Genomic DNA, 25421 nt, shown 5'->3' on the forward strand with positions numbered 1-25421 from the left:
GCTGCAGTATGGACTTTTTGAACTATATATATGAGATTAAAGCTTACTTTTTACTTCTTATTTTTTGATCCAGTGCATCAATTCACGCAATTGACCGCCAACCACTTCGATCGGATGGTTTGCTTCGTTGCGGCGAGTTGCTGTCAGGAACGCACGGTTCGCTTGGTTCTCCAAGATGAAGTCGCGTGCGAACTTGCCTTGTTGGATGTCGGACAATACTTCCTTCATCGCCTTCTTCGTCTCTTCGGTTACGATGCGAGGACCTGTAACATAGTCGCCGTATTCAGCCGTGTTGCTGATGGAGTCGCGCATTGTAGCCAGGCCTCCTTCATAGATGAGGTCAACGATCAGCTTCAGCTCATGCAAGCACTCGAAGTAAGCCATTTCAGGAGCGTAGCCTGCTTCTACCAATGTTTCGAAGCCTGCTTTGATCAGTGCGCTTACACCGCCGCACAATACTGCCTGCTCACCGAACAAGTCTGTCTCTGTTTCTTCCTTGAAGGAAGTCTCGATAACGCCTGCACGTGTACAGCCGATGCCCTTCGCGTATGCAAGACCGATTGCCTTTGCATTGCCAGTTGCATCTTGCTCGATTGCGATAAGACCTGGAACGCCGAAGCCTTCTGCATACGTACGGCGTACAAGATGTCCTGGAGATTTAGGAGCTACGAGCAATACATCGTTGTCTTTCGGTGCTACGATTTGACCGAAATGTACGTTGAAGCCGTGAGAGAACATCAAGGCTGCGCCTTTTTTCAAGTTCGGCTCGATTTCATTTTTGTATACAGATGCTTGCGTTTCGTCCGGCATCAAGATTTGAACCACATCAGCACGGGAAGTAGCTTCGCCAACGGACAACACTTCGAAGCCGTCTTGACGAGCTTTGTCTGCAGATTTGCCTTCACGAAGACCGATTACCACTTGAAGACCGCTGTCACGCAGGTTTTGCGCTTGAGCATGTCCTTGGCTTCCATAACCGATAACGGCGATCGTTTTTCCTTGCAGTACGTTAAATTCAGCGTCATTTTCATAGTACATTGTAACTGGCATAAGTATGAGTCCTCCTCTTTCTTCCTATATAAATAGTGTGTAGTAATCTCCCCCGAATGAGGCGGGTATATCAAGTGACAATCATGGGCCTCTTACAGCTTCCGCTTGTCCCCTGAGATACCCCCTCATTCGAAGGCCGTTATTCGATTCAATCCATACGTGTAGCAAAAATTCCAAACGATTCCTTACTTATCTGTTACTTGACCGCGAATCAAGGCTGTAACACCTGTGCGGCTAACCTCACGAATTCCGTATGGCTCCAGCAATTGAACCATCGCTTCGATCTTCTGCGATTCGCCGACAACCTGCACCATAAGCGTGCTTGGCCCAATGTCGACGATGGAAGCGCGGAACGTCTCCACGACGCCAAGAATCTCTGGACGTACGTGTGGCTCAGCCTTCACCTTAATGAGTGCAAGTTCACGAGCAACCATTGGCTGGGAGCTTAAGTTGAGTACCTTGATCACGTCAACGATCTTGTACAGCTGCTTCTCGATCTGCTCCAGCATATGGTCATCTCCCGTGGTCACAATGACCATGCGGGAGAGACCTTGCTCCTCAGAAGCACCTACAGTAATACTCTCAATGTTGAATCCTCTGCGGCCAAATAGACCGGAGACACGCTGCAGAACACCTGGCTGATCGTTCACGATGACGGCAATGGTATGTTTGGTTATGTTCATCATTCACAATCCCCCATTATCATTTGGTCAATCGTGCAGCCCTGCGTTACCATCGGGTACACATTCTCGTGCTTGCGAACAACGAATTCCACAACCGCTGGCCCCGGTGTATTCAGTGCTTCCTGCCATGCCTGTTCTGCTTCCTCTTTGTTCGTCGCGCGGAATCCTCTTACCCCGTAAGCTTCCGCGAGCTTCACGAAGTCTGGGCTTCCAGCAAGGTCAATATGGCTGTAGCGATTGTCATAAATAATTTCTTGCCACTGGCGAACCATCCCCAGCACGCGGTTATTGATGATCGCTACCTTGACCGGTATATTGTTAATCGCACAGATTGCAAGTTCCTGCGCACACATTTGCATGCCGCCATCGCCATTGATCGATACAACGGTACGATCCGGGAAGGCCATTTGTGCTCCGATTGCGGATGGGAATCCGAATCCCATCGTTCCAAGGCCGCCAGAAGTAATCCAGGAGCGCGGATGATTGAAGCGATAATATTGCGCTGACCACATCTGGTGTTGTCCGACATCTGTCGTAACGATGGCTTCCCCTTTGGTCGTATCATTGATCAGCTGGATGACCCATTGCGGCTTCAGTTCTTCATCCGAATCGATGAATCGAAGCGGTTTATCCGCCTTCATCTGCATGATGCGAGCGCGCCATTCATCCGCATGGTTTGCACGTGCTGCTGTCTTATTGGCTAGTTCCAATGTAGTACGAATATCGCCTACAATCGGAATGTCCGTTGGGACATTTTTGCCGATTTCTGCCGGATCGATATCGATATGGACGATTTTCGCATGTGGCGCGAAACCTTCAAGCTTCATCGTCACTCGGTCATCGAAGCGAGCCCCGATGTTAATGAGCAAATCCGCCTGCTGAATCGCATTGTTCGCTGTATAGGTTCCATGCATGCCAGGCATGCCCATCCACAGATCATGACCGCTTGGGAATCCGCCAAGTCCCAGCAGCGTTGTCGTTACTGGAATTTGTGTCTTGCTCACGAATTCATACAGTTCTTCATGCGCTCCAGAATGGATAACTCCAGCTCCCGCGAGAATCACAGGTGACTTCGACTCTTCGATCGCTTTCAGCATTTTATCGACTTGATATTTGTTCGGCTGAACGTTAGGGTTATAGCCGCGAATATTTACAGTTGATACCGGTTCGAACAGCGTCTTCGCCGCCGATACATCCTTCGGAATATCGATGAGAACCGGCCCCTTGCGTCCTGTGTTCGCAATGTGGAATGCCTCGTGAATGACACGCGGCAGATCCTTCACATCGCGTACCAGATAGCTATGCTTCGTAATCGGCATGGTGATGCCTGTAATGTCTGCTTCCTGGAATGCATCGGTGCCAATCAAGGTCGTCGCTACGTTGCCTGTAATAACAACGAGCGGAACCGAATCCATATAGGCAGTAGCAATTCCTGTAACCAGGTTTGTCGCGCCTGGTCCCGATGTTGCGATACATACACCGACCTTGCCGCTTGCACGGGCATATCCGTCCGCTGCATGAATCGCTCCTTGCTCGTGCCGGGTCAGAACGTGGTGGAAATCCTCACAGCCGTGCATGGCGTCATAAATATAGAGCACCGCGCCGCCTGGATATCCGAACACACACTCCACACCTTCCAACAACAAGCTGCGAAGCAAAATATCCGAGCCTGTAATGACTTCAGGCTGCATCCATTTCTGTCTTAATTCTTCTTTTGACCTCATTGCCGTACGATGTGAGCTCATTCGACATCCTCCTTACGCATATTTACTCATTTCCATACTCGGGCTCTAGGTTACATTTGTGAAGATATGTCTTGCCTGGCCAGGCACATACTATGCCAACTCATCACATGAAGATGAGAAATGAGAGAGTCGGCAAATACAAAAAAACCTTCCATCCCCACGCAGCAAACTGCTGCATTAGGGACGAAAGGTTGTGCTTCCGTGGTACCACCCGCATTCATTTCATATCTCGCGATATGAAATCTCAGCAAGTATCCGCATGCAAATAAGATATACGAATACTTATAGCGTCTAACGCGCGCCCTACGATTCTCCCTACTCGCATGATAGAACGATATAGCGTCCTAATCATCTGTTCAGGAGAACAGCTCCGAGGTGAGCTCGCATATAAGGGGTTAAGGCGTCGGTTTCAGCAGAACCTCCGACCGCTCTCTGTTCATAAGAGCCCTTACTACTTCGTCCTCTTCATTGCCGTTGGTATTATGTGACATGTTTCAAATGTTTAGAAACATTATATGCCTCCACCTACCAGGAGTCAATAGGGCATTCTTTATTTTTTTGTTTTGTGAATCATTATGGATTACTGCTTATTTTTGCATGAATGTTCCTGTTTTCGCTCAGTGGACAATTAATATCCGAACCTTATACTTACAAAACAATAGTAATATACGCCTTTTCACTTCCCTACTAAAGCGTTTTCAATACCCCGGAACAATACAACGGAACGATGCGCTAACGCAGTAAAATCAATAGGATGGAACCCTTCGACATCCGCATATAAAGTATCGTTCAATGGCTGCACGAAATGTGCGGGAAGTTGCTGATGTCCCATAGAAGCTCCTAAAATGGAACCTACTGTCGCTCCATTGCAATCCGTATCGAATCCACCCAGCACGGACGTTGTTACACCGCGCGCGAAATCCCCTTTAGAAAAAATCAACGAAGCGGCAACGAGCGCAGCATTATTATTGGTGTGTACCCACGAGTAATGACCGAACGAATTCCAAACTCGCTCTGCTACTTCCTCTTCACTCCTCGACGTCTTGCCAATCTCAATGGCTTGGGCGATATCAGCAGCCAGGCGTGACGTGTCTGGAATCTGAGCAAGTCCCGCCTTAACGATGCGTTCAGGATCCGGTTCATAGAAAGCCGCAGCGATCATTGCTGCTACGAACATGGAACCATAAATACCATTCTTCACATGAGATAGGGAGGCATCGTGCCAAGCCAGCTCTGCTGCTAACTCCGGTCGCCCAGGAGCAGAATAGCCGTATACATCCGCGCGTATCTGGGCGCCAATCCATTCCCGGTAGGGATTCAGGTGCATACGCACTCGTTCCCAGTCTACTTCCCGCTTATTACTCGAAGCTGACATCTTGCAGTCCTGCACGGCGGCCAGCTCCTGCTCTAAATTCACGAAGGTCATGCATTCAGCAGTGAATACCTGCTTTAGACTGAGCCGTTCCAGCCATACCGCTGCGACATGCTCCGTCTTCAGTTTCAATCCATGGCGTTCCATTAAGAGCTGACTAAGAACCGCGTAACGCATATCGTCATCCGTCTCCATGAAGCGAATCTGCTCGAGCTGGCTGTCTGGAAAGAAGATCCTCAATTTCTCACCTGGACGAAACTCAATCGATGATGCACGCGAATATCCCGGCACGTAATTCCGAAATGGCCAAGCATCGGCATCTTGAAGCCATGTTCGAATCCACTTCCAACCCGGAATTCCACCCGCTCCGTCGACAAATGGAGGCACCTCTAACGGTTTGCCGAGCGCACAGCCGATTGCGCGCCCAACCCATGCCCCATGGAAACGATCATGCCAGAACTCGTCATCCCGCAGTGCCGATTCCCGTTTGAGCTCCTCTTCTGAGCGAAATGGAGCGTTCGTAGGTCTCAGCTCCCGGATGCTCTCCAAGTCAGATGGCTCAGTAAAGGGGAAATCGCTGCGAATGCGGCGATTGGACATGTCGCAATACAGCTTTGCGGCAGCCTCCTCATCATGCGAATGATGATGGATCCAGTCCTCTAAGGCTTCCGCAATGCCCTGTGTCTCCTTGCCTTCTTCGATCATCTGCTTCCATTCCGCCTGCAGCAGCTCGCTCCAGCTTCCATGCGCCCAATTGTGCTGGATTTCCTCAGCCTGCATATGCATATTCCCTTTGCACATAACTCCATCTCCTCTTCTTCTAAGGCAGTAATCCCATTATATAGTAAACACCCCATCATTTCTCGTGCATGCACATTACTCGTGCTGCGGAAAAGGTATGGTTTGTAATACTATCCGACAAGCCCCGTACGCTCAACACTCTCAACAAAATACTTCTGGGCAAATACATACAAAATGATCATTGGCATCATGACAAGCAGTGCTCCTGTATTCATAAGCTGCGAAATATAGGAAGGATCTGTCGTAATCCGCCCTAATGCCCCTGGCATGCTGGCAAGCGTCGAGGACAGCACCTGCGTATAATTCATATATAGAGAGACATAGTAGTTGTCATTCCACTGCCAGACGATAGAGAACAGCAGCACCGTTACGATTGCCGGCACGGTATTCGGAATAATGACTCTCCAGAACGTACCGAGAACCCCTGTTCCATCCACATAAGCGGCTTCCTCTAACTCCTTCGGCAGGCCGCGGAAAAATTGACGGAAAATAAAAATGAACAGCCCGTTTTTCATCCCCATTGCTAATGTAGAGGAAATAAAGAACGGCCAATAGCTTTCCAGCAAGTTAACCCCTTTCTTGCCTGTGAACAGCTCATAGAGACCAAATATATCGAAGAATCGATAATTCAAATACGTCGGGATCATAATGGTCTGCGGCGGGATGACAATCGTGAACACTACTAACGTGAACAGAATCCCCCTTCCCCTAAATTTCAGCCGCGCGAAGCCGTATCCGGCTAAGGCGCAGGAGACCATTTGCAGAACGGAAGTCCCTAGACTCAGCATCGCGGAATTCCAGAACGCGGCGGGATATTCCAGCATATCAAATGCCGTCTTGAAATTGTCCCATGTAAAATGACGCGGAATCCATACGATCGTCGTATCAAACAAATCCATCCGATCCCGAATCGCCATGGACAGCTTCGTAATGAGCGGGTACAGGATGATGTAGCAGATCCCAACGATAAGCAAGGTTCGCGCACAAATCCACAGCCACTTCTTCAACTGGTCAAGGGGACGAACTTCCGCATTCCATCGTTCCATACGTCGACCTATTGCGTCTGCCTTTTGTCTTGCGGTAGATGACATGCTTCTCTCCCCTTTCTCAGTCATAATAGAAGACACGTTTGGAAATAAAGTAGACACACGCTCCGAGCATAATAGATACGATAAAGAAATATGCCCAAGACATTGCTGAGCTTAAGCCAAAGTTATTCTCCCTAAACGCCATCCGATGAATATAACCTGTAACTCCATTATTCGTGAACGAATCTACGACCGTATAGACCGTATTTGTCAAAATAAGCGGCGACATCATCGGGAATGTAATCTTCCAAAATGCTTCATAGCCCGTTGCTCCTTCAATCTTGGAAGCCTCATACAAGGAAGGCGATATGGACTGCAGCCCAGCTAAAAATATCAATATCTGCACACCCGACGCCGCTACAATGTAATAGATGCGATCAACAGCGCTAGTCAGATAAAATACAATATCGCCGCTCATCCCCATCTCTATCAGCAAAGAACGCAGTCCCATACTGCGAAGTCCTGAGAAATTGCCCTCTACGCCTGATACAACATCCCCTAGCATCTGGGCAAGATAGTTCGAGCTGTCTATGCCCTGAATAACACCGGATGCAAGTACGACCGGCAGGAAGAAGATTGCACGGGCAAGCATTCTCCCGCGGAACTTCTGAGAGAGCAGCACTGCTGAAAATAAGCTAAAAAAGATAATTAGCGGCACATTCGCAAGCATGTTCATTGTCGCTTCAATCAAGAGCCGATTGAAGTTGGGATCAACGGTGAATGCTTTTGTATAATTCTCAAATCCAACAGATGACAGCTTGTAGCCCGTCTCTGTCAGACTCAAATGGCTTATGCTGAAGAGCAGCGATCGTACGAGCGGGACAGCCATGAGAAGCAAAAATCCGATCAACCATGGTGCGATAAAAAGCCAGCCAAACATCGCCTTCTTTCGTTCAAGCGAGGGTCTTCTTCGTTTTCTAATCGACAGCTTCACTTGCTCCCCTCCTCTATGCGATAGTTGGCCGCTTCCACTGCCGCCCCGCCTACCTGAACAGGCGCATTGCTGTAGTTGACGATGACGCGCACACCATTGCTGTAAGTTGTCTGCACTACCTCATCCGCCAGGCGCTCATGCTTGATCATGAATGCATCTCCAGCCTTATGGTGCAGCTCATTCAGCTGCCGGTACGCAGAAGCTGCTTCGTCGAGCCATTGCGAATACTCTGCGGCGAAGAAGTCATCCCACATCGTATCGCGGAGCTGTTCTGTACTCGCTGCAAGCCAGCTGAAGAATACGTTAGAACCTGTCTCTACCGCTTGCAGCATCCGCCTGTTCACATCCTGATTCTCCACTCCGTTAAATGCTTCACCTGCATAAGGAATCAAGCCATGCATAACCATCGAATAGAAAGGAATCATCTCGTCCGTTATCTGAAATCTGTTGCTCTGCATCGGTGCGCGGATAATCTGGCTCGCATAAGGAAGCACATACGCATTGCCGCCTTGCAGCATGACCTTGCCCCGATCCGCCGCTTGCTTCAGCGCCTTGCTGACGAAGGCAATCGACTTCTGACGCAATATGGGTTCATTCAGATTGAAGTTGGAATAGATCTCGCTTCCTGAATCCTGAATAGAGACACCATCATCCGCTGGCAGCTCTGCATGCTCCAAGTAACGGCTCATGACGGTTGGATACAACGCTGGCGACAATAATGAATGGGAGAATGCTTCGTAATTTTTCTTGAAATTAGCTGCATTGAATCGGAAAAACTTCAGCGAGATTCGACCAAGCGATTGTACGCTGTCCTTGGTTGCGTTCCACCCATCATCATTGTATACGCGTCCAAGCGAGAACTCCGGATACAGGGTTCCCCCTCGGGCCTGCAGCTGTTCACGCAGCCGGTTCAGTCCATCTCTTCCACCCAGCTCACGAACCGCCTTCACGTTGTTCGGCAGCTTATGCTGAATGCCTCCGTTCATCCATCCGGCATAATTCATCTGAACATTGGAGACTCCCCTAGTTGCAAGCTCCTCCACCATCTGACCGGCTTCATCGAATGTGGTGAGCGGCACTGGCGAATCATAAGAAACGCCCAAGAAGGTCTTTACTTTAGAAATCGAACCGATCGCCTCTACGTAAAATGGCGCATCCGCTGGCTTAACAGCCTTATCAGCCTGTTCGCGCAGCGGCTTCAGCTGGTATTTGCGCATTAAATAATCCCGGTATGCATTCGCCATCCCCGAATATCCTGCCTCTTCGCGATTCTGGAACATGTAGCGAATTTGCAGCTGTCCTGCGTATGGCTCTGCAGGCGTCTTAATAAGCTCCTCCCTGGCATTCAGCATCACTTTGTCCTTCGGCAATACGGTGAACTGGGGGCCAATCCAGTTATATTCATGCTGCCTTCCACTGACATCTGCATAAAGGGTCGACATCGCATCTCCGTCCTCGATGACCGCTAGAAAAGAGCTCGTGTCCCGCTTCATGCCGTAAATAGGCATACGAACCGTCTCATACGTATTCAACTGCTCTGTCTTGAAGAAGCTTGGATCCTCGCCATATACAGGAAGGACTAATCCTTGCGCGTAGTTCTTGCCATTATTGAAATGAATAAGTGAGCCCGAACCATCCGGCACGAACAAATAGCCATTCTCCTTCTTACCTGCCGCACCGAAGGAGGATAGAACATCGAGGGTATGCAGCCGGTATGGGGGCTGCGCCTTGATTGCCGAGGCATCCACACTCACCAGCAGGTGCTCCTCATCAAGCTTGTAGCGAAGCGGCACCGTAAAGGATGCACTGCCTCCGCCCTCTCCTTCAATTACACCGTTCTGCTCATTGTCGGACTTCAGATCCTCTTCGGTATATCCAGCCTTCTCAATCAGATCAAGCACTTTCTTGAGCGCTGACTTCGGAATCTCTCTACGTTCATAGATCCCCGTATCCTCATTGAGACGGAAGCGGGTCAACATCTGATTCCGATCCTTCTGGTCGAGCTTATTCAATATTTTCTCTTCCAGCCGCTGCTTGCTAATCTTGAGTGGAATCGCTTCTGCGCCGCGTTCCGGATTACCAAATTCATAGACGACGGTCATGCCGTCCGACTCCGATTGGATGGTGAAGGTCTTATGGACAACACTGTCATTGAAGCTGTCATAATCCTTCGTCTGTCCATTCGGCATTAAGTAGGTAAGTGACAGTTGGGCGCCAAGCTTGCCCTTGATTAACGGGCTGGCCATTCCGTCTTGTTCTCGATCCTGTGGATTCGTCCACCACACCGCAGCACTTCGAAGATCAATGACAGCAGCTTCTGCCGTGCTTTTGTTCACGTACAATTCCAGGACATCTGTTGCTGCCACTCGTTCCATGGTAGCTACCTGTTGTCGGGCTGCAGATAACTGGGTACTTGATGCCAGCGCAACCGTTCCCTTGATCGCTCCTAGCGATATGGATACACCGAAGTCCGGCATCGCTGCATCTCCCGTGCGCGGCAGGCTTCTCGGTTGGAACAGAACGAACAGGAGCAGCAGCACAGCCATAATCGCCCCAGCTATGCCTATGGTTCTCCATTTCCACTTCCGTCGCCGTGTGGGTGCGACAGTTCCAGAATCACGAGACTTGCGTAATGAGATTTTCAAGTCGTCACCCCTCTCCGATCCGGAATGAGATTTCTTGATATACGGTGGATACGAACATTATCATTTGCTGCCCCAAGCTGAATGCTAACAGACCGAGGAACAGGATGATCCCGATAACGACGAAGGTCAGGCCCATCGTGACAACTGTCTTCGATGCCGTATATTGATGCACTGTCAGCATGCCGACGAACAAGAGCAGGGCGCACCATATATAGCTGATCGATTCTAGCAAGTAGTAGAACGAGGTTTCCTCTTGCGTCATGATGTTGGATAGAATCAATAGTGGAATTTGCATGACAATTAACGGCATAAGCGCGTAGCCCGTTGCTGTTACAATCTCCTTGAACTTGCCCTCTCCATCCATTAACGTAGTCAATGACCAATTCGCAATACACCAGAGGAAGAATGGAATGACGGCAACCTGGACTTCCATCCATATACTGAACTGTGTCTCCAAGCTCTGAAAAATAATAAACCCGGTAAATTGCCGCTTAATAACCGATAAAATGATGAAGATGAGAAGCAAGAGCAGGGAAAAGCCCCAATGACCTGCCTGTTCATATTTCAATTCCCAGAAGGACTTGAATGGCCTAAACATCAGCTTCCAAGCAAATCGAATCTTACCTGGTTCAGAAGCAAGTCTGCCCTTCAACATCTGATTTCCCATAATCAGGCCAACAACGAGCACAATGCACAAGGTTGCGATGAGTCCGAATTGATCCCAGATCAACTGCTTGCGATAACTCTTGAATGCACGCGAGTAATAGTCTGGGCGCATCCCCTGGCGAAATTCATGGATGGCCTCCTCAGATTCGCCAGCCCGCAGCTTCGCCTTGCCAAGGCCAACATGCGCCATATCCAAGTTATTGTTCAGCTTCAATGCTTCTTCCCACGCGGCCTCGGCTTCTTCCTCATTGCCAACCTCCGTCAATTCAACCGCCTTGCGCAGTACGCGTCCATAACGAGTTGGCTCGAACACAATAATCTGATTCGATCCTTTATCAAGAATAAGCACCTTATCCCCTGACATCTCCAAGTCAATTGGAGCCTTGAATTGGCCAAACTTATCGCCATTCTGCCCGAAGATGTACAGCAGCTTGCCTTCCTTGTCATACGTAAAAATGCGGCCGCGCTTATTATCGAGCACACTATACATGCCAAACTTATCAGCAGTAACCGCAATTAAAGTGGAGAATCCGCCCATTGTGGCGCTGTTGCTGAAGTACAGATCCCCCATCGGCTTTTCGTAGCCCTTGCGCTTCAATACATCCACCCCAGAAGGGTTCAGGCGGCGAACGGGCTCGGTAGACATCTCATCGGCAGTGGTTACGTACATGAAGCCTTCATCATCCAGTGATATATTATTGAACTCGACTGGGATGAACAGTGCCATCTGCTTGCGCTGCTCCTTCGTCGCAAACTGCTTCCAGAACAGCTCGATCGGGTTATACAGAACTGGGTTCACGCCAATAAACCCATTGAATTCCCCTTCAGGCGACAATTCCATAATGCCGTCAAATACGCCCTTGCTCACGACATAAAATCGTTTCGTTCGGTCAACGACCAGCTTAATCGGAACATATTGCAGATCCGCCCGTATCATGTCCGACTTCGGCGTTCCCAGCGCACGTACGAAATTCCCCTCTGGTGTCAGCTCCACGATTCTCGCCTTGCCGGTATCCGCCACATAGATGCGATTGTCTTCCGTCACGAATAGGCCTTGCGGGCGTTCGAACGTATCCGTTGTCCCCTGGTTTGTAAACTTGCTTACAACCCACTTGGGCTTCAGCTTATCGCTCAACGCGATCAATCGGTTATTCCCTGTATCGAGAACATACATCGTCCCATCAGGGCCAATAGTCATATCCTCCGGCGAATTCAATGCGCCAACGCCAAGCGCTTCACCCGTCCAGCTCCGCGACGGTTCATATGGAAGCGGCGCCTTGATCGGCTTGCCGTCATATCCATAGTTATAGCCTTCATAGGGAGCCGCAGATGCTATGGCATCGAACAGAGAAATTCCCAGCATGGCGCAGATGACGAAGGCAAGCACGATTCGATATCCCGCCTGAGCAAGGCGGAACGGCAATGTTTGGTTGGGTTGATATAATAACATACGCTCCCTCCTTGGCTTACTCTTTCATGCCGGACGTCGACATCGTCTGCAGTACATTGCTCTGTGTAATGATGAAGATCGAGATTGGAACAGAGATGAGAATGAGCGTTGCTGCCATTGATGGCCCTGTACGGATAATGCCTCCCGCTAAGATTTGGCTGAATGCATAATCCAATGTCTTGAGCGTCTCACTGTACAGGAACAGTGAACCGGCCCCGCCGGCTCCCCCTACATTCCACAATCCTTGGAATGAGAAAATAATCAAAGTCAGCCATGCCGGCTTCACGATTGGCATGACAATGCTCCAGAAGATTCTCCACTCCGAGCATCCGTCCAGCTGAGCTGCTTCCAGCAGCGCATCCGGCACCTGCTCCATGAACTGCTTCATTAAGTACAAGCCGAGCGAGGAGCCAACCGCCGGCAAAATAATGGCCCAATACGTATCAACCAAACCAAGCCATGACATCGTCATGTAGTTCGTAATTTGCGTTACGGTCGCAGAGAACATCAAGGACAAGACGACAACCGTGAACAGAATCCCCTTTCCGGGGAACTTCTTCTTCGCAAGCGGGTATGCCGCCAGTGAGGCAATAATGACATGAAGCGCAGTACCGACAAATGCGATGAACAGCGTATTGAAAATGTATCTGGAAAAGGGCACCCATGTGCCCGACATGAGATGAAATAAATCCGCGAAGTTATTGAACGTAGGGTTGCGAACAAAGAAGTTAGGTGGAAATTGCAAAATTTCATTGATTGGCTTGAACGCATTATTGATGACGAACACAAGCGGCATCGCCATAAAAACACCGATGCAGCTCAAGAATAAGAACAGAAACACATCACCGGTACGAGAACGATTCACCTTGCGTCCGATACGCAGTCTCCATCGAAATATACGTCCCATCTTAATCCCCCACCTTCCGCAGCAGCTTCTGCACAATCAAGTTCGAGCCAAGCATAATCCCGAACAGCACCGTGGCAATGGAGGAGGCATAGCCCATCTCATAGCGCAGCGATCCGAAGTCCATTAAGTGAGTTACAATCGTATGCCCTGCATACTGCACGCTTGGGAATCCGGCGAGCGTCGTCGCCACTTCTGCCACAGCGAATGATGAAGTAATCTGGATGACTGCACCGAACAGCAGCTGAGGTCTCATGGAAGGCAGTGTAATGTACCATAGCTCCTGCCATCGATTCTTCACCCCATCGATAGCTCCCGCTTCATATAAGCTCTTATCCATACCCTGCAAGCCTGCAATGAAGGCTAGGAAGCTGGTGCCTAAGCTTAACCATAGCTGTACGATAATAATGATCGGCATAATATACTTCGTATCCTTCAGCCAGAGAATCGGCTCCAGAATGATGCGCCACTTCATGAGGAAAGCGTTGATATACCCGTAAGCATCGCCGCTGAACAACAGTGTCCAGACGATGAACGCATTGCCGGATAGCGCTGGAGCATAGAACACGAGGGTCGCGAATGTACGCACCTTCGGCGACAATTCATTGATAATCCAAGCCAGTACAAAGCAGGCAATATAACTGACTGGGCCAGTGATTACTGCGAACATCAGCGTATTTTTCAGGGCAATGAGGAACACATCATCCTGTACGAACAACCGAGCATAGTTTTGCCAGCCTACCCATTTCGGAAGTTCCAGCATGTTGAAATTGGTAAAGCTAATAATGAGCGACAACACTACCGGCAAGACCGTAAAAGTAAAGAAAATGAGGAAATACGGCGCGATCATTGCATATAATGTTCGATTGCGCCGCACCTCTGCCAATTTATGATTCAGGCGCATTCGCAGTTTAGAGGCAGGCTGCACCGACTTCGCAGATGCTGGAACAGGTCGATTCACTTCCATCGGCTATTGCTCCCCCTCTCGGATTGGCAAATTGAATTCTTTGCGCTTAATGGTCAATTCCTGATTAATAATGCGTACATATTCTTCTAGCGTCTCACGTACATCCGTTCCGTTATTGAATACCTCGAAGAATGCATTCTGCAAGTGGCGATCGAAGGAGTAAGAACCCGGAACCGCAGGCTTCCCAACAATCCATTTCCACTGCTCATTCAGTGTCGCCACTTCCTTCGCAGACCATGGCAGCCGCTTCAACGCCTCAACATTAGCCGCCGTATATCTGCCAGATTCGCCGAGTATAGACTCCATCTCTCTTCCGAAGGAGGATTGCGTATCCGCATTCGTCCACCAGCTCATGAACTTCCAAGCCGCTTCTTTATTCTTGGCTTTCTTGAACATGACAGAGCCCGTTGCTGACGACAGACTTTCCCGATGTACAACGTCGTCTGTTCCCTTCACACCCGGAATTGGAGCGAACCCCCATTCCCCACGAATCTCGGGAGCAAATACAGCTAAGGTATTGAATGTCGTGTAGTCTGCAATGCCAAGCGGTATCTCGCCCGTTCGGAAGCGATTCACAAACTCGAATTCGCGCGGCAGCTTGTAATGGGTATACAGCTCTGTCCAGCGACGGAATGCCTCCATTCCTTCCGGCCTGCCAATCGCAGTTGCAATGCCATCACCTTCGTAATAGCTGCCGCCCAATTGATAGAGGAGTGTATCGAAGGTCGGATTCGGCATTAGCCCGATTTGCATATTTCGCTTCTGCAGCTCCGGCACGAACGACATCATTTCTTCCCACGTATCCGGCACCTTCATGCCTAGCTCGCTAAGTACATCCTTGCGATAGAACAGCATTGGGAACAACTGCGTTTCAGGGATAGCAAATATGCCGTCCTTGAACTTGAAGCTCGCAAATGCACTGTCATGGAATCGCCCATATACCTCTTGGAAATTTGGATATTGGCTCAAATCCTCTAGCGCATTTCGCATCGCGAAGTCGATCACGTTGGCCGTTGCAATCGCTACGTCCGGCCCTTTGCCCGCAAGTGTTGCAGGAAGCAGCACATTCTCCCCGACAAGCTGCAGGTCAACTTGAATGCCGGTCTCCGGCGTGAAATAACTGTCAATTAAGGTTCGGATCAACTGTGCCTGATCGCGTCCGCCAGCTACCCATACCGTAATGTCCGTCTTCTTCCCGCCGCCTCCCAGATTGTAATCATCGGTGAAGGAATACCAGAACGACGATAATTCATGCTTCACGGATGCCCACAATCCCGCTCCCGCTTCAGGCAATGCCGTCTTCGGCGAGCTTACAAACAGATAATCAAGCGTTAACGGTTGCGTGTTCACACTAAGCATCCACGTTCCTAGTGACATAATGCCATCTTTGAAGCTGGTCAGCCGGGATGTAATCGTTTCTGGATGCTCGCCAAGATCCTGCAAGCGATAGCTTGTCGTTCGAAGTACTGTTGCATTTACACTAGCTCCCCCTGCTAGACGATCCATCTCATCCGCAACAAGCGACAATTGCTTGCTCTGCGCAAGGAACGTATCCGCCATCGTCGGGATCAAATCCTCAAGCGGGTAATCGCGAAATTGATCTGGAGCAGTGCCCGTAATCATAATCATTTTGCGATACAATCCGTTCAGCTCTTGAATGCTATCCTTCACGATGCGAACCATATCTGCGAGATCGCCCATCGTTACTTCCAGCCGCAGCTCATGCTGACCCTTCGTCAGATAGAATAAATAAGGCTTCCCCGTGCGCTCATCGCCTGCTGCCTTCACATCCCATGAAGTGCTCGGTGGAAACGTAATCTTTGCCGCTTCGGCAAATGGAAGCTCGCCATCGACCATCAGCTTACGTGTCACCTTAAGGCCGCGAGCTAAATCCTGTTTGTATTTGAAACCGATCTCATATAGTCCATCCGCAGGCACCTCTACCTTCCATGCGATCCATTGCCCGGGTGCCTTCCAATGGTCGCCTCCAATGGCATTCATGCGAATGCGGGATGCATCATAGGGCTCCACATCCGGGCCAGAGCGATCGTTAATCGGATATAGCGATGGGCTTGACTTATGGTAAGCCGACTCTCCTTGTACTTTAATCAGTGCATCGTTTGCCGGTTGATAGCCTTTCTCTGCATACTCCTTCTCTATGTCTGCATAAGACTTGGCTACACGCGGTTCCAATGTCACGCGCTCTACCATCATCGGTTCTCTTATCCCAATAAATTGGAGCGAATGCTCCCCCTCCGCCAAATAAATGCCAAGTGTGTCGGCATAGTATCCCTCTGCATCATTCAAGCTTCGTTCCGTCCAACCAGGCTGTTCGACTTGACGCGGTCTTATATCGTTATCGTTGCTGTCACGTTCGACGTCCTCTCTCTCATTGCCCCAAATTCGCGGATACAGCATCCGTTCCGCTTCTGCAAATGGAATATTTCCGTCCACCCGCAGCTCTCTCTCGATTGGGGAACCTGTTCCACTCTCAGGAAAATAACGAAGCTTCACATCGTACCATCCTTCTTCCTCCACATGAAACGTCCAGCCGAACGTCCCCATCTCCCCACTACGAATCACTTGTCCTGTTGAGCCCTCGTACGACGACTCTATAGGACTTCCCTCGCTTAGCGAATGATCCAATTCGCTCGCTAAGAGTTGAATCGGCTGCGATGCGATTGCAGATGGATTCCCCACTTTCTTCTGGTACGACTCATAACGAAGCAGCCCTTTCGGATTGGAGTCCGAAGAAGCACTTAGCCGCTTTACTGCACCGCTTGCTAACGCTGGTTCAATTGTTGAGCTCCGCGAGTCATTCGAGAACAGGGCTGCTCCTGTCCAAATGGCCCCTGCGGCAACTGCGACTCCCAACATCATGCTGATTCGCCGCTTCCATGTTGAGTCCATGTGTTTGCCCACGACGGTCTCTCCTTTCTCTCTCCAATCTTCTAACGCTACCAACATAAAACCCCCGCTGTGAGGCAGCGGGGGATGAATAACCGCACAACTATTTTTTGTTCATTATGGTATCAATCTGCTCTTGGGACGATTTCTTTATCTTCTCAATAGCGGATTCCGGTGTATCCTTTCCTTTGACAAAAGCTAGAACCGCTTCGGTGTATTTCTTGCCAAGGTCGCCGATATTGTCGTAATAGAGTGGTTGAACCTTCTCTGCCAGCGCCTGAGCAATCTCCACATCCTCTGGGCTTTGCAGCGAACTCTCGAAGCCCTCCATCCGGAATTCTTCTAATTGATCCCATGGCACCATGTCTTCAAAGATTTGCGCCTTCTCTTTGGCCTTCTTCACGTTAGCCGGCATGAACCACATCGTGAAGTTTGTAATCGGGTTTGCATAATCGGTTGCCTTCGGCCCTTTCGGATAATATACAAATCCATATTCATCCGTCATATCTTGGCGTGTAGAACCTTCCCAGATCTCTCCCGGCACGAATAGCGCTTTCCCGCTGTTGAACACTTTCTGCGATTCGTTGTAATCTTCGAAGTTGCCATTGCGGTTCGGCATTGCCACCTTGTGTGTCGTGTATAAATCGCCTAGGAATCGGAGCGCTTCCATTGCGTTCGGCTCACCGAGTGTAAATTGCAGCTTGCCGTCCTTGTAATCAATAATGCTTCCTGCATTCGAGTACACCGCTTGACGGGCTTGCACCGGCGCGTAGGATACAATTCCCCATTGATCGGTTGCACCGTCTCCATTCGTATCCTTCGTTGCTTTCTTGGCCATTTCCAAATATTTATCCCATGTCCACTCGCCCTTCTTCGCGAGCTCTTGCGGATCTTCCAGACCTTCGCGCTTCAGCATGGAGCGATTGAAGAATATGCCTGCTCCTGCTCCCGAATCTTCTAAGATCCCGTAGGATTTTCCTGCAAACGAGGAGAACTCCTTAATTCGCTTCGGCCATTTCGGATCGTTATAATCGAATAAATCGTCTACCGGCAGCAAATAGCCTTTGTTCGGCAAGTTAGGAAATGCCAAATATAAATCGAGGATAACAAAGTCCGCCGGCGCTTCTCCCGATAGTGCGCCTTGTGCAATCTTCTCTGCTCCTTCGCCCCACGGCACGGTAATCCATTCAATTTTCGTATTGTATTTCTTCTCTATTTCTTTCATCCGCTTATAGCGAATATCTTCAGCATTTGATTTGCCTTCCTCTAGCCCTTTGCCCCATGTCAGGAATCGTACTGGCTCTCCACCCATATCAAACGCGGGCAGCTCCTTTTTCTCTGACTTGGGTTCTTCCTTTGGTTCCTCTTTTTTTGGTTCTTCCTTCGGAACCTCTGTTTTGGGCTGTTCCTGCGGCGATTGAGCTGTATTCCCCCCAGAGCCCGAGCATGCAGTGACGAGTAGCATCGTTAGTGCAACAAGCATAATTGCGAACGCTTTCATTTTAGGTTTCATTGGTATCCCCCCTGCTTATTATGAACCCTATTCATCTGCTAGATAGCGATAGACAATAACCGCTAGCCTCGATTCATCCCCAACAGCTTCTCTCTATTTAGAATGATCATCCATAATGTCTATAAATTTTGGATGTATCCCCCTTAAGGTTATTCACATTATATGCTTTTATCTCTGGAAGCATTTTGACTATAGTTCACAGTAGTCGGCTTTTTTTCCGAAATCTCATGAAAAAATAATCGATGATCACCGCTCGATCATGAAAGTCATAAACTAAGAAAAACAAACGGAACAGAGGGAATGCCTATGATCCGACTTCGACGGCCTGCACTGGACGATGAAGCAATTATACAGCTTGTGAAGCGGGAGCTGCTCCCACACTCCCATCTGATTGCGAGCCATGAGCAATTATTGAAGGAAATTCCTGAACGGTTGAAGGTAGGGCCAACGTATGTCGCCGTTGATCGTCATAATCGAGCGATAGGATTTGTTCATGTATATGTAAGAGAAGGTACACTCATTATCGATATGCTGGCCGTTGCTCAAGATTCGCAGCATCGAGGCATCGGAAGGCAACTAATGAGAAAGGCTGAGCAATACGGGAAATACAAGCGCTGTACCCAAGCACGCATGATGGTCGATTACGGTAATGTCCAGGCAGAACGATTCTATGAACGCAGAGGGTATCGGTTCATTCGCTTTGTTCCCGCCGTGGTGTGCCATGAGATGGGAAAGAAATTGTAAGAGCGAGTAGCCCGGGCATTTGCCCGGGCTCACTGTCGACTCTTCTCTGCTTAGCAGGTAACTACGCTCTTCTATTTGCAGATCTTCCTTATGTCCGCATGTTATCTATAGTATCCATATCCTCCATAAAATCCGCCATATGACCCTGGTCCTCCGTACCCGGAATATCCGTAGCCGCCACTATACGGATATCCGCCTCCATAGCCACCATAGCCGCCAAATGCAAAAGGCGCCGTGCCGATTGCCAGCAAGTCAAATAAAACAAGCGGGATAATCGCTTTCGTCTTTACTTTTTTCCCTTTGCCTTGTTCCAGCACAAGCCGGTTGCCCTTCACCTCAAGCAGCTTGCCGCTTACGACGCTCCCGTCTTTATGCTTCACATAGATTTTCTGGCCGATTAAGCTTCTAGCCTGTTCTTTCGTCACACCACGCATAATACTCCCTCCTTCACCGGTGTACCCTACATGGTATGTCCGTTACGAACATACGGATTGGATATTGGCCTTGAATCTATGAATCTGTGCCACTTTACTTTGTATTTACCACGGAATCAATAATATTTTGCGCAGGCTTTTTCATTTTCTCCACTGCCGATTCAGGCGTATCTTTCCCTTTCGTAAATGACACGATGGCTTCATTGTACATTTTCCCTACATCACCAATGCCATCATGATAGAGTGTAATATTTTTCGTAGGGATATCCATAGCAACATCCACATCCTCAGGTGTCTGGAACACCGACTCGTTACTTTCTCTTTGGTTGTCCTTCAATTTATCCCACAAAATCCAATCCTCATAAATTTGCGCTTTCTCCTTCGCCTTCTTCACATTCGCCGGCATGAACCACATCGCCATGCCCGGGTTTGGACTTGTGTAATCAGTTCCTTTTGGACCTTTCGGGAAATATACATAGCCAAATTCATCGGCCATTTCTTTGCGGCCCCATGCCTCCCAAATTTCTCCGGTCACGAATAGCGCCTTGCCTGTATTGAACATCGCCTGGGTATCCTCATAGTCTGCCATGCTGCCGTTTTTGTTGGGCATAATAACCTTGTCTGTTGCAAATAAATCATAAACGAAACGCAGCGCTTCCATCGCATTTGGCTCACCCATTGTAAAAGTAAGCTTGTCGTCCTTCGTCTCCACGATGCTGCCGTTATTCGAATAGATGGCCTGACGGGCGAAAATTGGCGCATATGATACGATTCCCCATTGATCGATTTTTCCGTCGCCATTTAAATCCTGTGTCGCCTTTTTGGCCATTTCCTTAAAATGATCCCAGTTCCATTCATCCTTCTTCACGAGTTCATGAGGATCGGTCAGACCAAGCTTTTTCAGCATCGTTCGGTTATAATACATCCCGGCACCGGAATCAATGTTCTCGACAACTCCATATACTTTATCCTTATAAGCGCCAGAGCTGCGCAGCGAGGACGGCCACTTCGGATCATCGAAGTTGAATACATCATCGACTGTACGCAAGTACCCTTTTTCCGCTAAGCTTGGGAAGGCCAAGTACATGTTCATCAGCACAAAATCTGCCGGAGCCTCACCAGACAATGCGCCAGCAGCAATTTTGCTCTGACCCTCGCCCCAAGGGACAACGATCCACTCAATCTTCGTGTTGTATTTCTGCTCAATCTCCTTCATTCGCTTCAGACGCTCATCGCCCGCATTGGATTCGCCTTCCTTCGGCAAGCCACCCCAAGCCATAAACTTGACGGGTTCACCGCCCATATCAAATGCAGGGAGCTCTTTCTTATCTGGCTCTTGAACGCCTGGTGTCTCTTCCTTCTTTGTCTCCCCTTTCTTCTCCTCATTCCCTTGGCTCTGCGCTTCCTGCTTCTCCGGCTGCTTCGCTCCTTCTGTTGTTCCTCCCGCTCCGCCGCACGCAGATAAGAGCAGCATCGATAGCGTGACCAGCATAATTGACAGCGTTTTCAATTTTCTCATAAACTCAAGCCCTCCTCTTATTCTTTCCCTTCCTGTCTTCCCACTTCAAGGAAAAAATCATCGATGACATGACTTGATACTACATTCGTACCTATTGTTTTGAATTGCGATTTCTGCTGCTTCCTAGAGTTACATTATATTCAATCTGTGAAATTAACATTTTAAATATATTGCAATAAATTCGGCTTTTTGTTCTAAAACTACAAATATCCATGCAATCAAACAAAAATCCATACCAATTCTGGTATGGATGTAGTGGAATGAATCATACTCACTCTATTCTTCTTCGTTAAAGAATACTTTGTAATAGTGCATGCCACGCTCTTCATCATAACCCTTTTCAATGAAAGGAAAGCTCTCTGGCTTGAGCTTCATATCGATCCCCGTGTCTGTACGGATATTGTTCTTATGAGAGCGCTTGGCCTTCTTCAATGCAGGCTGCGAAATTGGAATTTCCGTAATCGGAGGCAGCTCATTGGCCTCCTCAAATGTTTCCTTATATGCCTTGAACAACGGTACAAGCTCAGGTTGCCCGATAACCTCTTCCGCGAATGCTTCCTCTTCGAATTGCTCATGCTTCGCAAAGTACTCCATCGTACTATTAATGAACATCAGCTTGTCCTTCTTCTCAGGGCGCTCTTCCGCAGCCGGAACGATGACATCTTCATAGAATTGCGTGCACATATCGATTGCCTTGTCCGTTAAATAATGCTCATCCTCAAGCAGCTTCACATTGAGGAAGTCCTCCATCCAATATTGTGCTGCCTCTCCGCCTTTGCCCGCTGACGTGTCAACGATGCCCAATACGTAACCAGAGTCCGCATACACGTTCAAAATAATGCAGCCCTTGTCGAGTTTGCGAATATTAATGCCCTGCTCCACCTGGAGTCCCAAGTCATCGGATGCTAGCTCATCAATTCGCATATATACATCCTTATTTTCGGACTTAAAGATCCCGATCGCATCAATACTGAAATTGTTGTACAAAATATTGTTCAGGTGCACAACGTACAGCTCGCCAGCCTTTATTTGCGGATGCGAGGATTGCTCATACAAATGATTCAGCATATGAACCGACTGTTCATGGAACGAGCCCGCCTGCTGGAATGTGCGGCTCGCATAGGTATACATTTCATTTAAAGGTAACTCAGCTTCATGATGGAACGTATAATGCATGTCAAACTTAAAGCTGGAGATAAAATATTTAAGCAGCGTCTCGCGTACGTCGTCATTCGGTATATGGTACAGTTCGTTCGATACACGAACTCCTTCATCTTTGGATTGGTTGCCCACCTTATGAATCACCATCTGGTGAATGTCTACCTTGGATAGATCGATCATGTAATTCCCACTCCTCTTCTCGAAGTCACATTCCTCTATTGTAACGAAAAAGGATAGGATTCGGAAACTACAAAATGATAGAAACTTCTCCTAGATGTATAAAAAGAGGTGCCCGCTGGCGAAGTTAGTAAGGAGAGGAGGTGAATAACGATGGCTAAGGACGTACTATGTGAAGTAAACTCCTGCAAGTACTGGGCAGCAGGCAACAAATGCGCTGCAACTTCTATTTATGTGGTGAACAATCGTGGCAAGCAAGCTGGCGATTCCGGTGACACGGACTGCAAAACATTCGAACCAAAGCTGTAAGGAGAATGGGGCGGCCGACACGCCGCCCTTGCTTACGCACGAATCACTCACAGTGATAATTATTCTCAACTATGGATGCGTTTATACACATCTATACACAATCCCCCTATTCCCTACGTTGTTCATCAATCATGAATACATCGTCATACATAAGGCGCTTTCAATGAATAGTTTGTTTCTTTTTCCCGCGTAATTGTTATTCTGCTGTAAAGTCTTCGATCTCACAAAGGTCTATACTAATAGAGCAGTCATCACAGAAGATCGTACACACGAAGGGATTGAAACATCAATGAACACGAAAAAGACAGTTGTTACACTTGCACTCTCCTGCACAATGATCGCAAACATGGGCACAGCAGCTTACGCGGCCCCCGTTGCAAGCAAAGCAGTCACTCCTACTCAAACAACAGCGACTCCATTAAACAATACATATACAACAAACAAAGTTGGGCTTGGTCTTACCTTGAAACAATTGCAGCAAAGCAAAGGCAAAGGCAAAATCGAATATACAGGCAAAAAAGCTACGATGATCGAGTACAAAGAAAAATGGTTCAACTTGAAACAGCCGATTACTGCTCAGTACATGCTGGACGATAACCAAAAAGTGTTCCAAGTTACGCTCGTATTTGACAATGAGATGGCAAAACAATTGACTCCGCAAATTTCCAAAGAGCTGGGCAAAGCATCTGAGCCAGTTTTGGATAAATCGGTACCTTCCGATTATGCGGCAAATTGGAAAATGAACGGCGTACTCTTTGATCTGCAAGGCTTTGGCAAATTGTCCGAAATGTACATATCCGCAATTCCAACACCAAAGGCAGCGAAGCAACCGATTAAAGCCACAAATAAATTTGTGCATGTCAATATGAGTGTACCTGTTCTATCAGGCTTGAAAGACAGCAAATACGAGGAGCAGCTAAATGATATTTTGATGCGTCATGCGATGAAGGAAAAAGCTGAAGTCTATGAAGCTTCCAAAAAAGTCGCTGAAGTGGCGAAAAAACAAAAAGCTTCCTTCGAACCGGCCGTGTTGAATTCTGAATTCCGCTTCGTGAAGAGCGGCAATGTCATGTCCCTGATTACCGACACGTACAAAATCACGAGCGCAGAGGCTAACGGCACCAGCCGTACGGACACGTATACCTTCCTGAATGAAGAGAATGCGCACGCCCTGCAGCTTGGCGATCTGTTCAACAAGGATACCGATTATAAAGCCTTGCTTGGCAATGTCGTTCGCAATCAAATTGCTCTGAAGAAGAACAAAGCTGATTTTAATTTCGAACAAATTAAAGAAACACAAAACTTCTATGTATCGAACGGGTGCCTCGTGCTGACGTTCGACCGTTATGAAATTGCTCCTGGAGCAGATGGCCCACAAAACTTCAAAATCCAGCTTGCTTCGATTCAGTCGAAGCTGTCTGACTCTTTCAAGCAGGCACTGAAGGCTTAATGAGAGCTTAGGAAGGCATAACCGGCCTCATTAGCCAATTGAGCACACGAGCAAACAGCAATAAGCATACTCTAACCGCAAATTTTGTTGGACTGGCATTCATTGTGTCAGTCCTTTTCTTTTTATGCTGAATTTGAATATGAGCTCAACTGTATATCAAGGTTATATCTATTGTATCTTGCGCCTGGCTCATTCTCTGCTCCAATCAAGACCTGCCTGAATGTCATTTTTTTCTTCCGCATGAATGAGACTGAACCCTTTATAATATACCTATGACTTCTTAGAAAGGGCGTAATGAAGGCTATGTCAGAACAACAATCAACAACTTCTTCACTTCCTGCACCCAAACACTGCAAGGAATCCCGCGTCTTCAAGACCGGTCGTGTATTCCCTAACGACGTCAACAACCATCAGACGCTGTTCGGCGGTAAACTGATGAGTCTGATTGACGAGACAGCATCCATCTCCGCGATGCGTCACTGCCGTCATAATGTCGTGACTGCATCCACGGATTCCGTAGATTTTCTACGGCCGATTCGTCCCACAGATTCCGTCTGCCTAGAGTCCTTCGTCACTCGGACAGGCAAGACTAGCATTGAAGTATTCGTCAAGGTCATTGCAGAGCAGCTATATACCGGCGAGCGTGTTGTTGCCGCTACCTCCTTCCTGACCTTCGTAGCACGTCATGAGGACGGCTCAGCTGCGTTTGTGCCCCCTGTTATCCCTGATACAGAGGAAGAGAAGCTGCTTCATGAATCGGCCACAGAGCGAGCAGAGCTTCGCAAAGTAAGACGTATAGCGAGTAAACAGTTAGCGGATAAGCTAACAACGAGCAAGTACTGGGAGTAAACAACACAACACTTTACTCCTTTCAATAACGAGAAAAGGAAGCATACGATCTG

Annotated in this window: 19 protein-coding genes; 4 read left to right on the forward strand and 15 right to left on the reverse strand. The window is 48.5% G+C overall.

From position 1 onward, the window contains the following. Positions 1 to 57 precede the first annotated feature (57 nt). From ilvC to PBN151_RS00555, 12 genes are all read right to left on the reverse strand, one after another. Positions 58 to 1050, reverse strand: a complete 993-nt coding sequence (ilvC, locus tag PBN151_RS00500; RefSeq protein WP_072727236.1) for a ketol-acid reductoisomerase — start codon at positions 1048 to 1050, stop codon at positions 58 to 60. Positions 1051 to 1235: 185 nt separating this feature from the next. Beyond that, positions 1236 to 1736: an acetolactate synthase small subunit gene (gene ilvN / locus PBN151_RS00505; protein WP_021262092.1), complete on the reverse strand. Its 501-nt coding sequence runs from the start codon at positions 1734 to 1736 to the stop codon at positions 1236 to 1238. Then, positions 1733 to 3478 carry a biosynthetic-type acetolactate synthase large subunit gene (gene ilvB, locus PBN151_RS00510; protein WP_072727237.1) on the reverse strand — a complete coding sequence of 582 codons (1746 nt, stop codon included), beginning with the start codon at positions 3476 to 3478 and terminating at the stop codon, positions 1733 to 1735. Before ilvB ends, ilvN begins: the two co-directional genes overlap by 4 nt. 676 nt (positions 3479 to 4154) lie before the next feature. Continuing rightward, on the reverse strand, positions 4155 to 5651 hold the full coding sequence (locus PBN151_RS00515) for an ADP-ribosylglycohydrolase family protein (RefSeq protein ID WP_227774239.1): 1497 nt from the start codon (positions 5649 to 5651) through the stop codon (positions 4155 to 4157). Between the two features lie 110 nt (positions 5652 to 5761). Next, positions 5762 to 6742, reverse strand: coding sequence for a carbohydrate ABC transporter permease (locus PBN151_RS00520; protein WP_083544744.1), 981 nt, complete (start codon positions 6740 to 6742; stop codon positions 5762 to 5764). 16 nt (positions 6743 to 6758) lie between these two features. Then, entirely contained in the window at positions 6759 to 7673 is a 915-nt protein-coding gene (locus PBN151_RS00525) for a carbohydrate ABC transporter permease (protein WP_227774241.1), read from the reverse strand. Beyond that, positions 7670 to 10318 (reverse strand): DUF5696 domain-containing protein, encoded by a 2649-nt coding sequence (locus PBN151_RS00530; RefSeq protein WP_139295246.1) that lies wholly within the window; start codon positions 10316 to 10318, stop codon positions 7670 to 7672. Before PBN151_RS00530 ends, PBN151_RS00525 begins: the two co-directional genes overlap by 4 nt. Positions 10319 to 10322: 4 nt before the next feature. Then, positions 10323 to 12434 carry a YIP1 family protein gene (locus PBN151_RS00535; protein WP_083544746.1) on the reverse strand — a complete coding sequence of 704 codons (2112 nt, stop codon included), beginning with the start codon at positions 12432 to 12434 and terminating at the stop codon, positions 10323 to 10325. Positions 12435 to 12450: 16 nt separating this feature from the next. Then, positions 12451 to 13341: a carbohydrate ABC transporter permease gene (locus PBN151_RS00540; RefSeq protein ID WP_021254471.1), complete on the reverse strand. Its 891-nt coding sequence runs from the start codon at positions 13339 to 13341 to the stop codon at positions 12451 to 12453. 1 nt (position 13342) lies between these two features. Further along, positions 13343 to 14242, reverse strand: coding sequence for a carbohydrate ABC transporter permease (locus PBN151_RS00545; protein ID WP_227774342.1), 900 nt, complete (start codon positions 14240 to 14242; stop codon positions 13343 to 13345). Between the two features lie 66 nt (positions 14243 to 14308). After that, entirely contained in the window at positions 14309 to 17227 is a 2919-nt protein-coding gene (locus PBN151_RS00550; protein WP_175560579.1) for an extracellular solute-binding protein, read from the reverse strand. Positions 17228 to 17315: 88 nt separating this feature from the next. Next, a complete protein-coding gene (locus PBN151_RS00555; protein WP_072727239.1) occupies positions 17316 to 18725 on the reverse strand; it encodes an ABC transporter substrate-binding protein in 1410 nt (469 codons plus the stop codon). 306 nt (positions 18726 to 19031) lie between these two features. Between PBN151_RS00555 and PBN151_RS00560 the strand changes: the two genes are divergently transcribed. Next, complete coding sequence (locus tag PBN151_RS00560; RefSeq protein WP_072727240.1) at positions 19032 to 19469, forward strand: GNAT family N-acetyltransferase; 438 nt, start codon at positions 19032 to 19034, stop codon at positions 19467 to 19469. 101 nt (positions 19470 to 19570) lie between these two features. On the opposite strand, the gene PBN151_RS00565 is transcribed toward PBN151_RS00560, so the two are convergent. The 3 genes from PBN151_RS00565 to PBN151_RS00575 form a co-directional block, all read right to left on the reverse strand. Beyond that, positions 19571 to 19903, reverse strand: a complete 333-nt coding sequence (locus PBN151_RS00565) for a hypothetical protein (protein WP_021254466.1) — start codon at positions 19901 to 19903, stop codon at positions 19571 to 19573. 94 nt (positions 19904 to 19997) lie between these two features. Continuing rightward, positions 19998 to 21422: an extracellular solute-binding protein gene (locus PBN151_RS00570; RefSeq protein WP_072727241.1), complete on the reverse strand. Its 1425-nt coding sequence runs from the start codon at positions 21420 to 21422 to the stop codon at positions 19998 to 20000. A 276-nt stretch (positions 21423 to 21698) separates the two neighbouring features. Then, positions 21699 to 22763 carry a nucleoid-associated protein gene (locus PBN151_RS00575; RefSeq protein WP_021254464.1) on the reverse strand — a complete coding sequence of 355 codons (1065 nt, stop codon included), beginning with the start codon at positions 22761 to 22763 and terminating at the stop codon, positions 21699 to 21701. 150 nt (positions 22764 to 22913) lie between these two features. Here PBN151_RS00575 and PBN151_RS00580 point away from each other — a divergent pair, with 150 nt between their 5' ends. The 3 genes from PBN151_RS00580 (at position 22914) to PBN151_RS00590 (ending at position 25368) form a co-directional block, all read left to right on the forward strand. After that, on the forward strand, positions 22914 to 23069 hold the full coding sequence (locus tag PBN151_RS00580) for a DUF1540 domain-containing protein (protein WP_005548696.1): 156 nt from the start codon (positions 22914 to 22916) through the stop codon (positions 23067 to 23069). A 289-nt stretch (positions 23070 to 23358) separates the two neighbouring features. Continuing rightward, positions 23359 to 24519, forward strand: a complete 1161-nt coding sequence (locus PBN151_RS00585) for a DUF3298 and DUF4163 domain-containing protein (protein ID WP_072727242.1) — start codon at positions 23359 to 23361, stop codon at positions 24517 to 24519. 294 nt (positions 24520 to 24813) lie between these two features. Continuing rightward, positions 24814 to 25368, forward strand: coding sequence for an acyl-CoA thioesterase (locus tag PBN151_RS00590; protein ID WP_083544749.1), 555 nt, complete (start codon positions 24814 to 24816; stop codon positions 25366 to 25368). Positions 25369 to 25421: the final 53 nt, after the last annotated feature.

It is taken from the genome of Paenibacillus sp. NAIST15-1, assembly GCF_001894745.1.
GTDB classification, from domain to species: Bacteria; Bacillota; Bacilli; order Paenibacillales; family Paenibacillaceae; genus Paenibacillus_B; species Paenibacillus_B suaedae.

Bases quoted from the DNA above. Each gene is read 5' to 3' on its own strand.
- PBN151_RS00535 (WP_083544746.1), bottom strand. From the start codon at position 12,434: ATGTTATTATATCAACCCAACCAAACATTGCCGTTCCGCCTTGCTCAG.
- PBN151_RS00540 (WP_021254471.1), bottom strand. From the start codon at position 13,341: ATGGGACGTATATTTCGATGGAGACTGCGTATCGGACGCAAGGTGAAT.
- PBN151_RS00520 (WP_083544744.1), bottom strand. From the start codon at position 6,742: ATGTCATCTACCGCAAGACAAAAGGCAGACGCAATAGGTCGACGTATG.
- PBN151_RS00555 (WP_072727239.1), bottom strand. From the start codon at position 18,725: ATGAAACCTAAAATGAAAGCGTTCGCAATTATGCTTGTTGCACTAACG.
- ilvN (WP_021262092.1), bottom strand. From the start codon at position 1,736: ATGATGAACATAACCAAACATACCATTGCCGTCATCGTGAACGATCAG.
- PBN151_RS00575 (WP_021254464.1), bottom strand. From the start codon at position 22,763: ATGATCGATCTATCCAAGGTAGACATTCACCAGATGGTGATTCATAAG.
- ilvB (WP_072727237.1), bottom strand. From the start codon at position 3,478: ATGAGCTCACATCGTACGGCAATGAGGTCAAAAGAAGAATTAAGACAG.
- PBN151_RS00565 (WP_021254466.1), bottom strand. From the start codon at position 19,903: ATGCGTGGTGTGACGAAAGAACAGGCTAGAAGCTTAATCGGCCAGAAA.
- PBN151_RS00560 (WP_072727240.1), top strand. From the start codon at position 19,032: ATGATCCGACTTCGACGGCCTGCACTGGACGATGAAGCAATTATACAG.
- PBN151_RS00580 (WP_005548696.1), top strand. From the start codon at position 22,914: ATGGCTAAGGACGTACTATGTGAAGTAAACTCCTGCAAGTACTGGGCA.
- ilvC (WP_072727236.1), bottom strand. From the start codon at position 1,050: ATGCCAGTTACAATGTACTATGAAAATGACGCTGAATTTAACGTACTG.
- PBN151_RS00570 (WP_072727241.1), bottom strand. From the start codon at position 21,422: ATGAGAAAATTGAAAACGCTGTCAATTATGCTGGTCACGCTATCGATG.
- PBN151_RS00545 (WP_227774342.1), bottom strand. From the start codon at position 14,242: ATGCGCCTGAATCATAAATTGGCAGAGGTGCGGCGCAATCGAACATTA.
- PBN151_RS00585 (WP_072727242.1), top strand. From the start codon at position 23,359: ATGAACACGAAAAAGACAGTTGTTACACTTGCACTCTCCTGCACAATG.
- PBN151_RS00590 (WP_083544749.1), top strand. From the start codon at position 24,814: ATGAAGGCTATGTCAGAACAACAATCAACAACTTCTTCACTTCCTGCA.
- PBN151_RS00515 (WP_227774239.1), bottom strand. From the start codon at position 5,651: ATGTGCAAAGGGAATATGCATATGCAGGCTGAGGAAATCCAGCACAAT.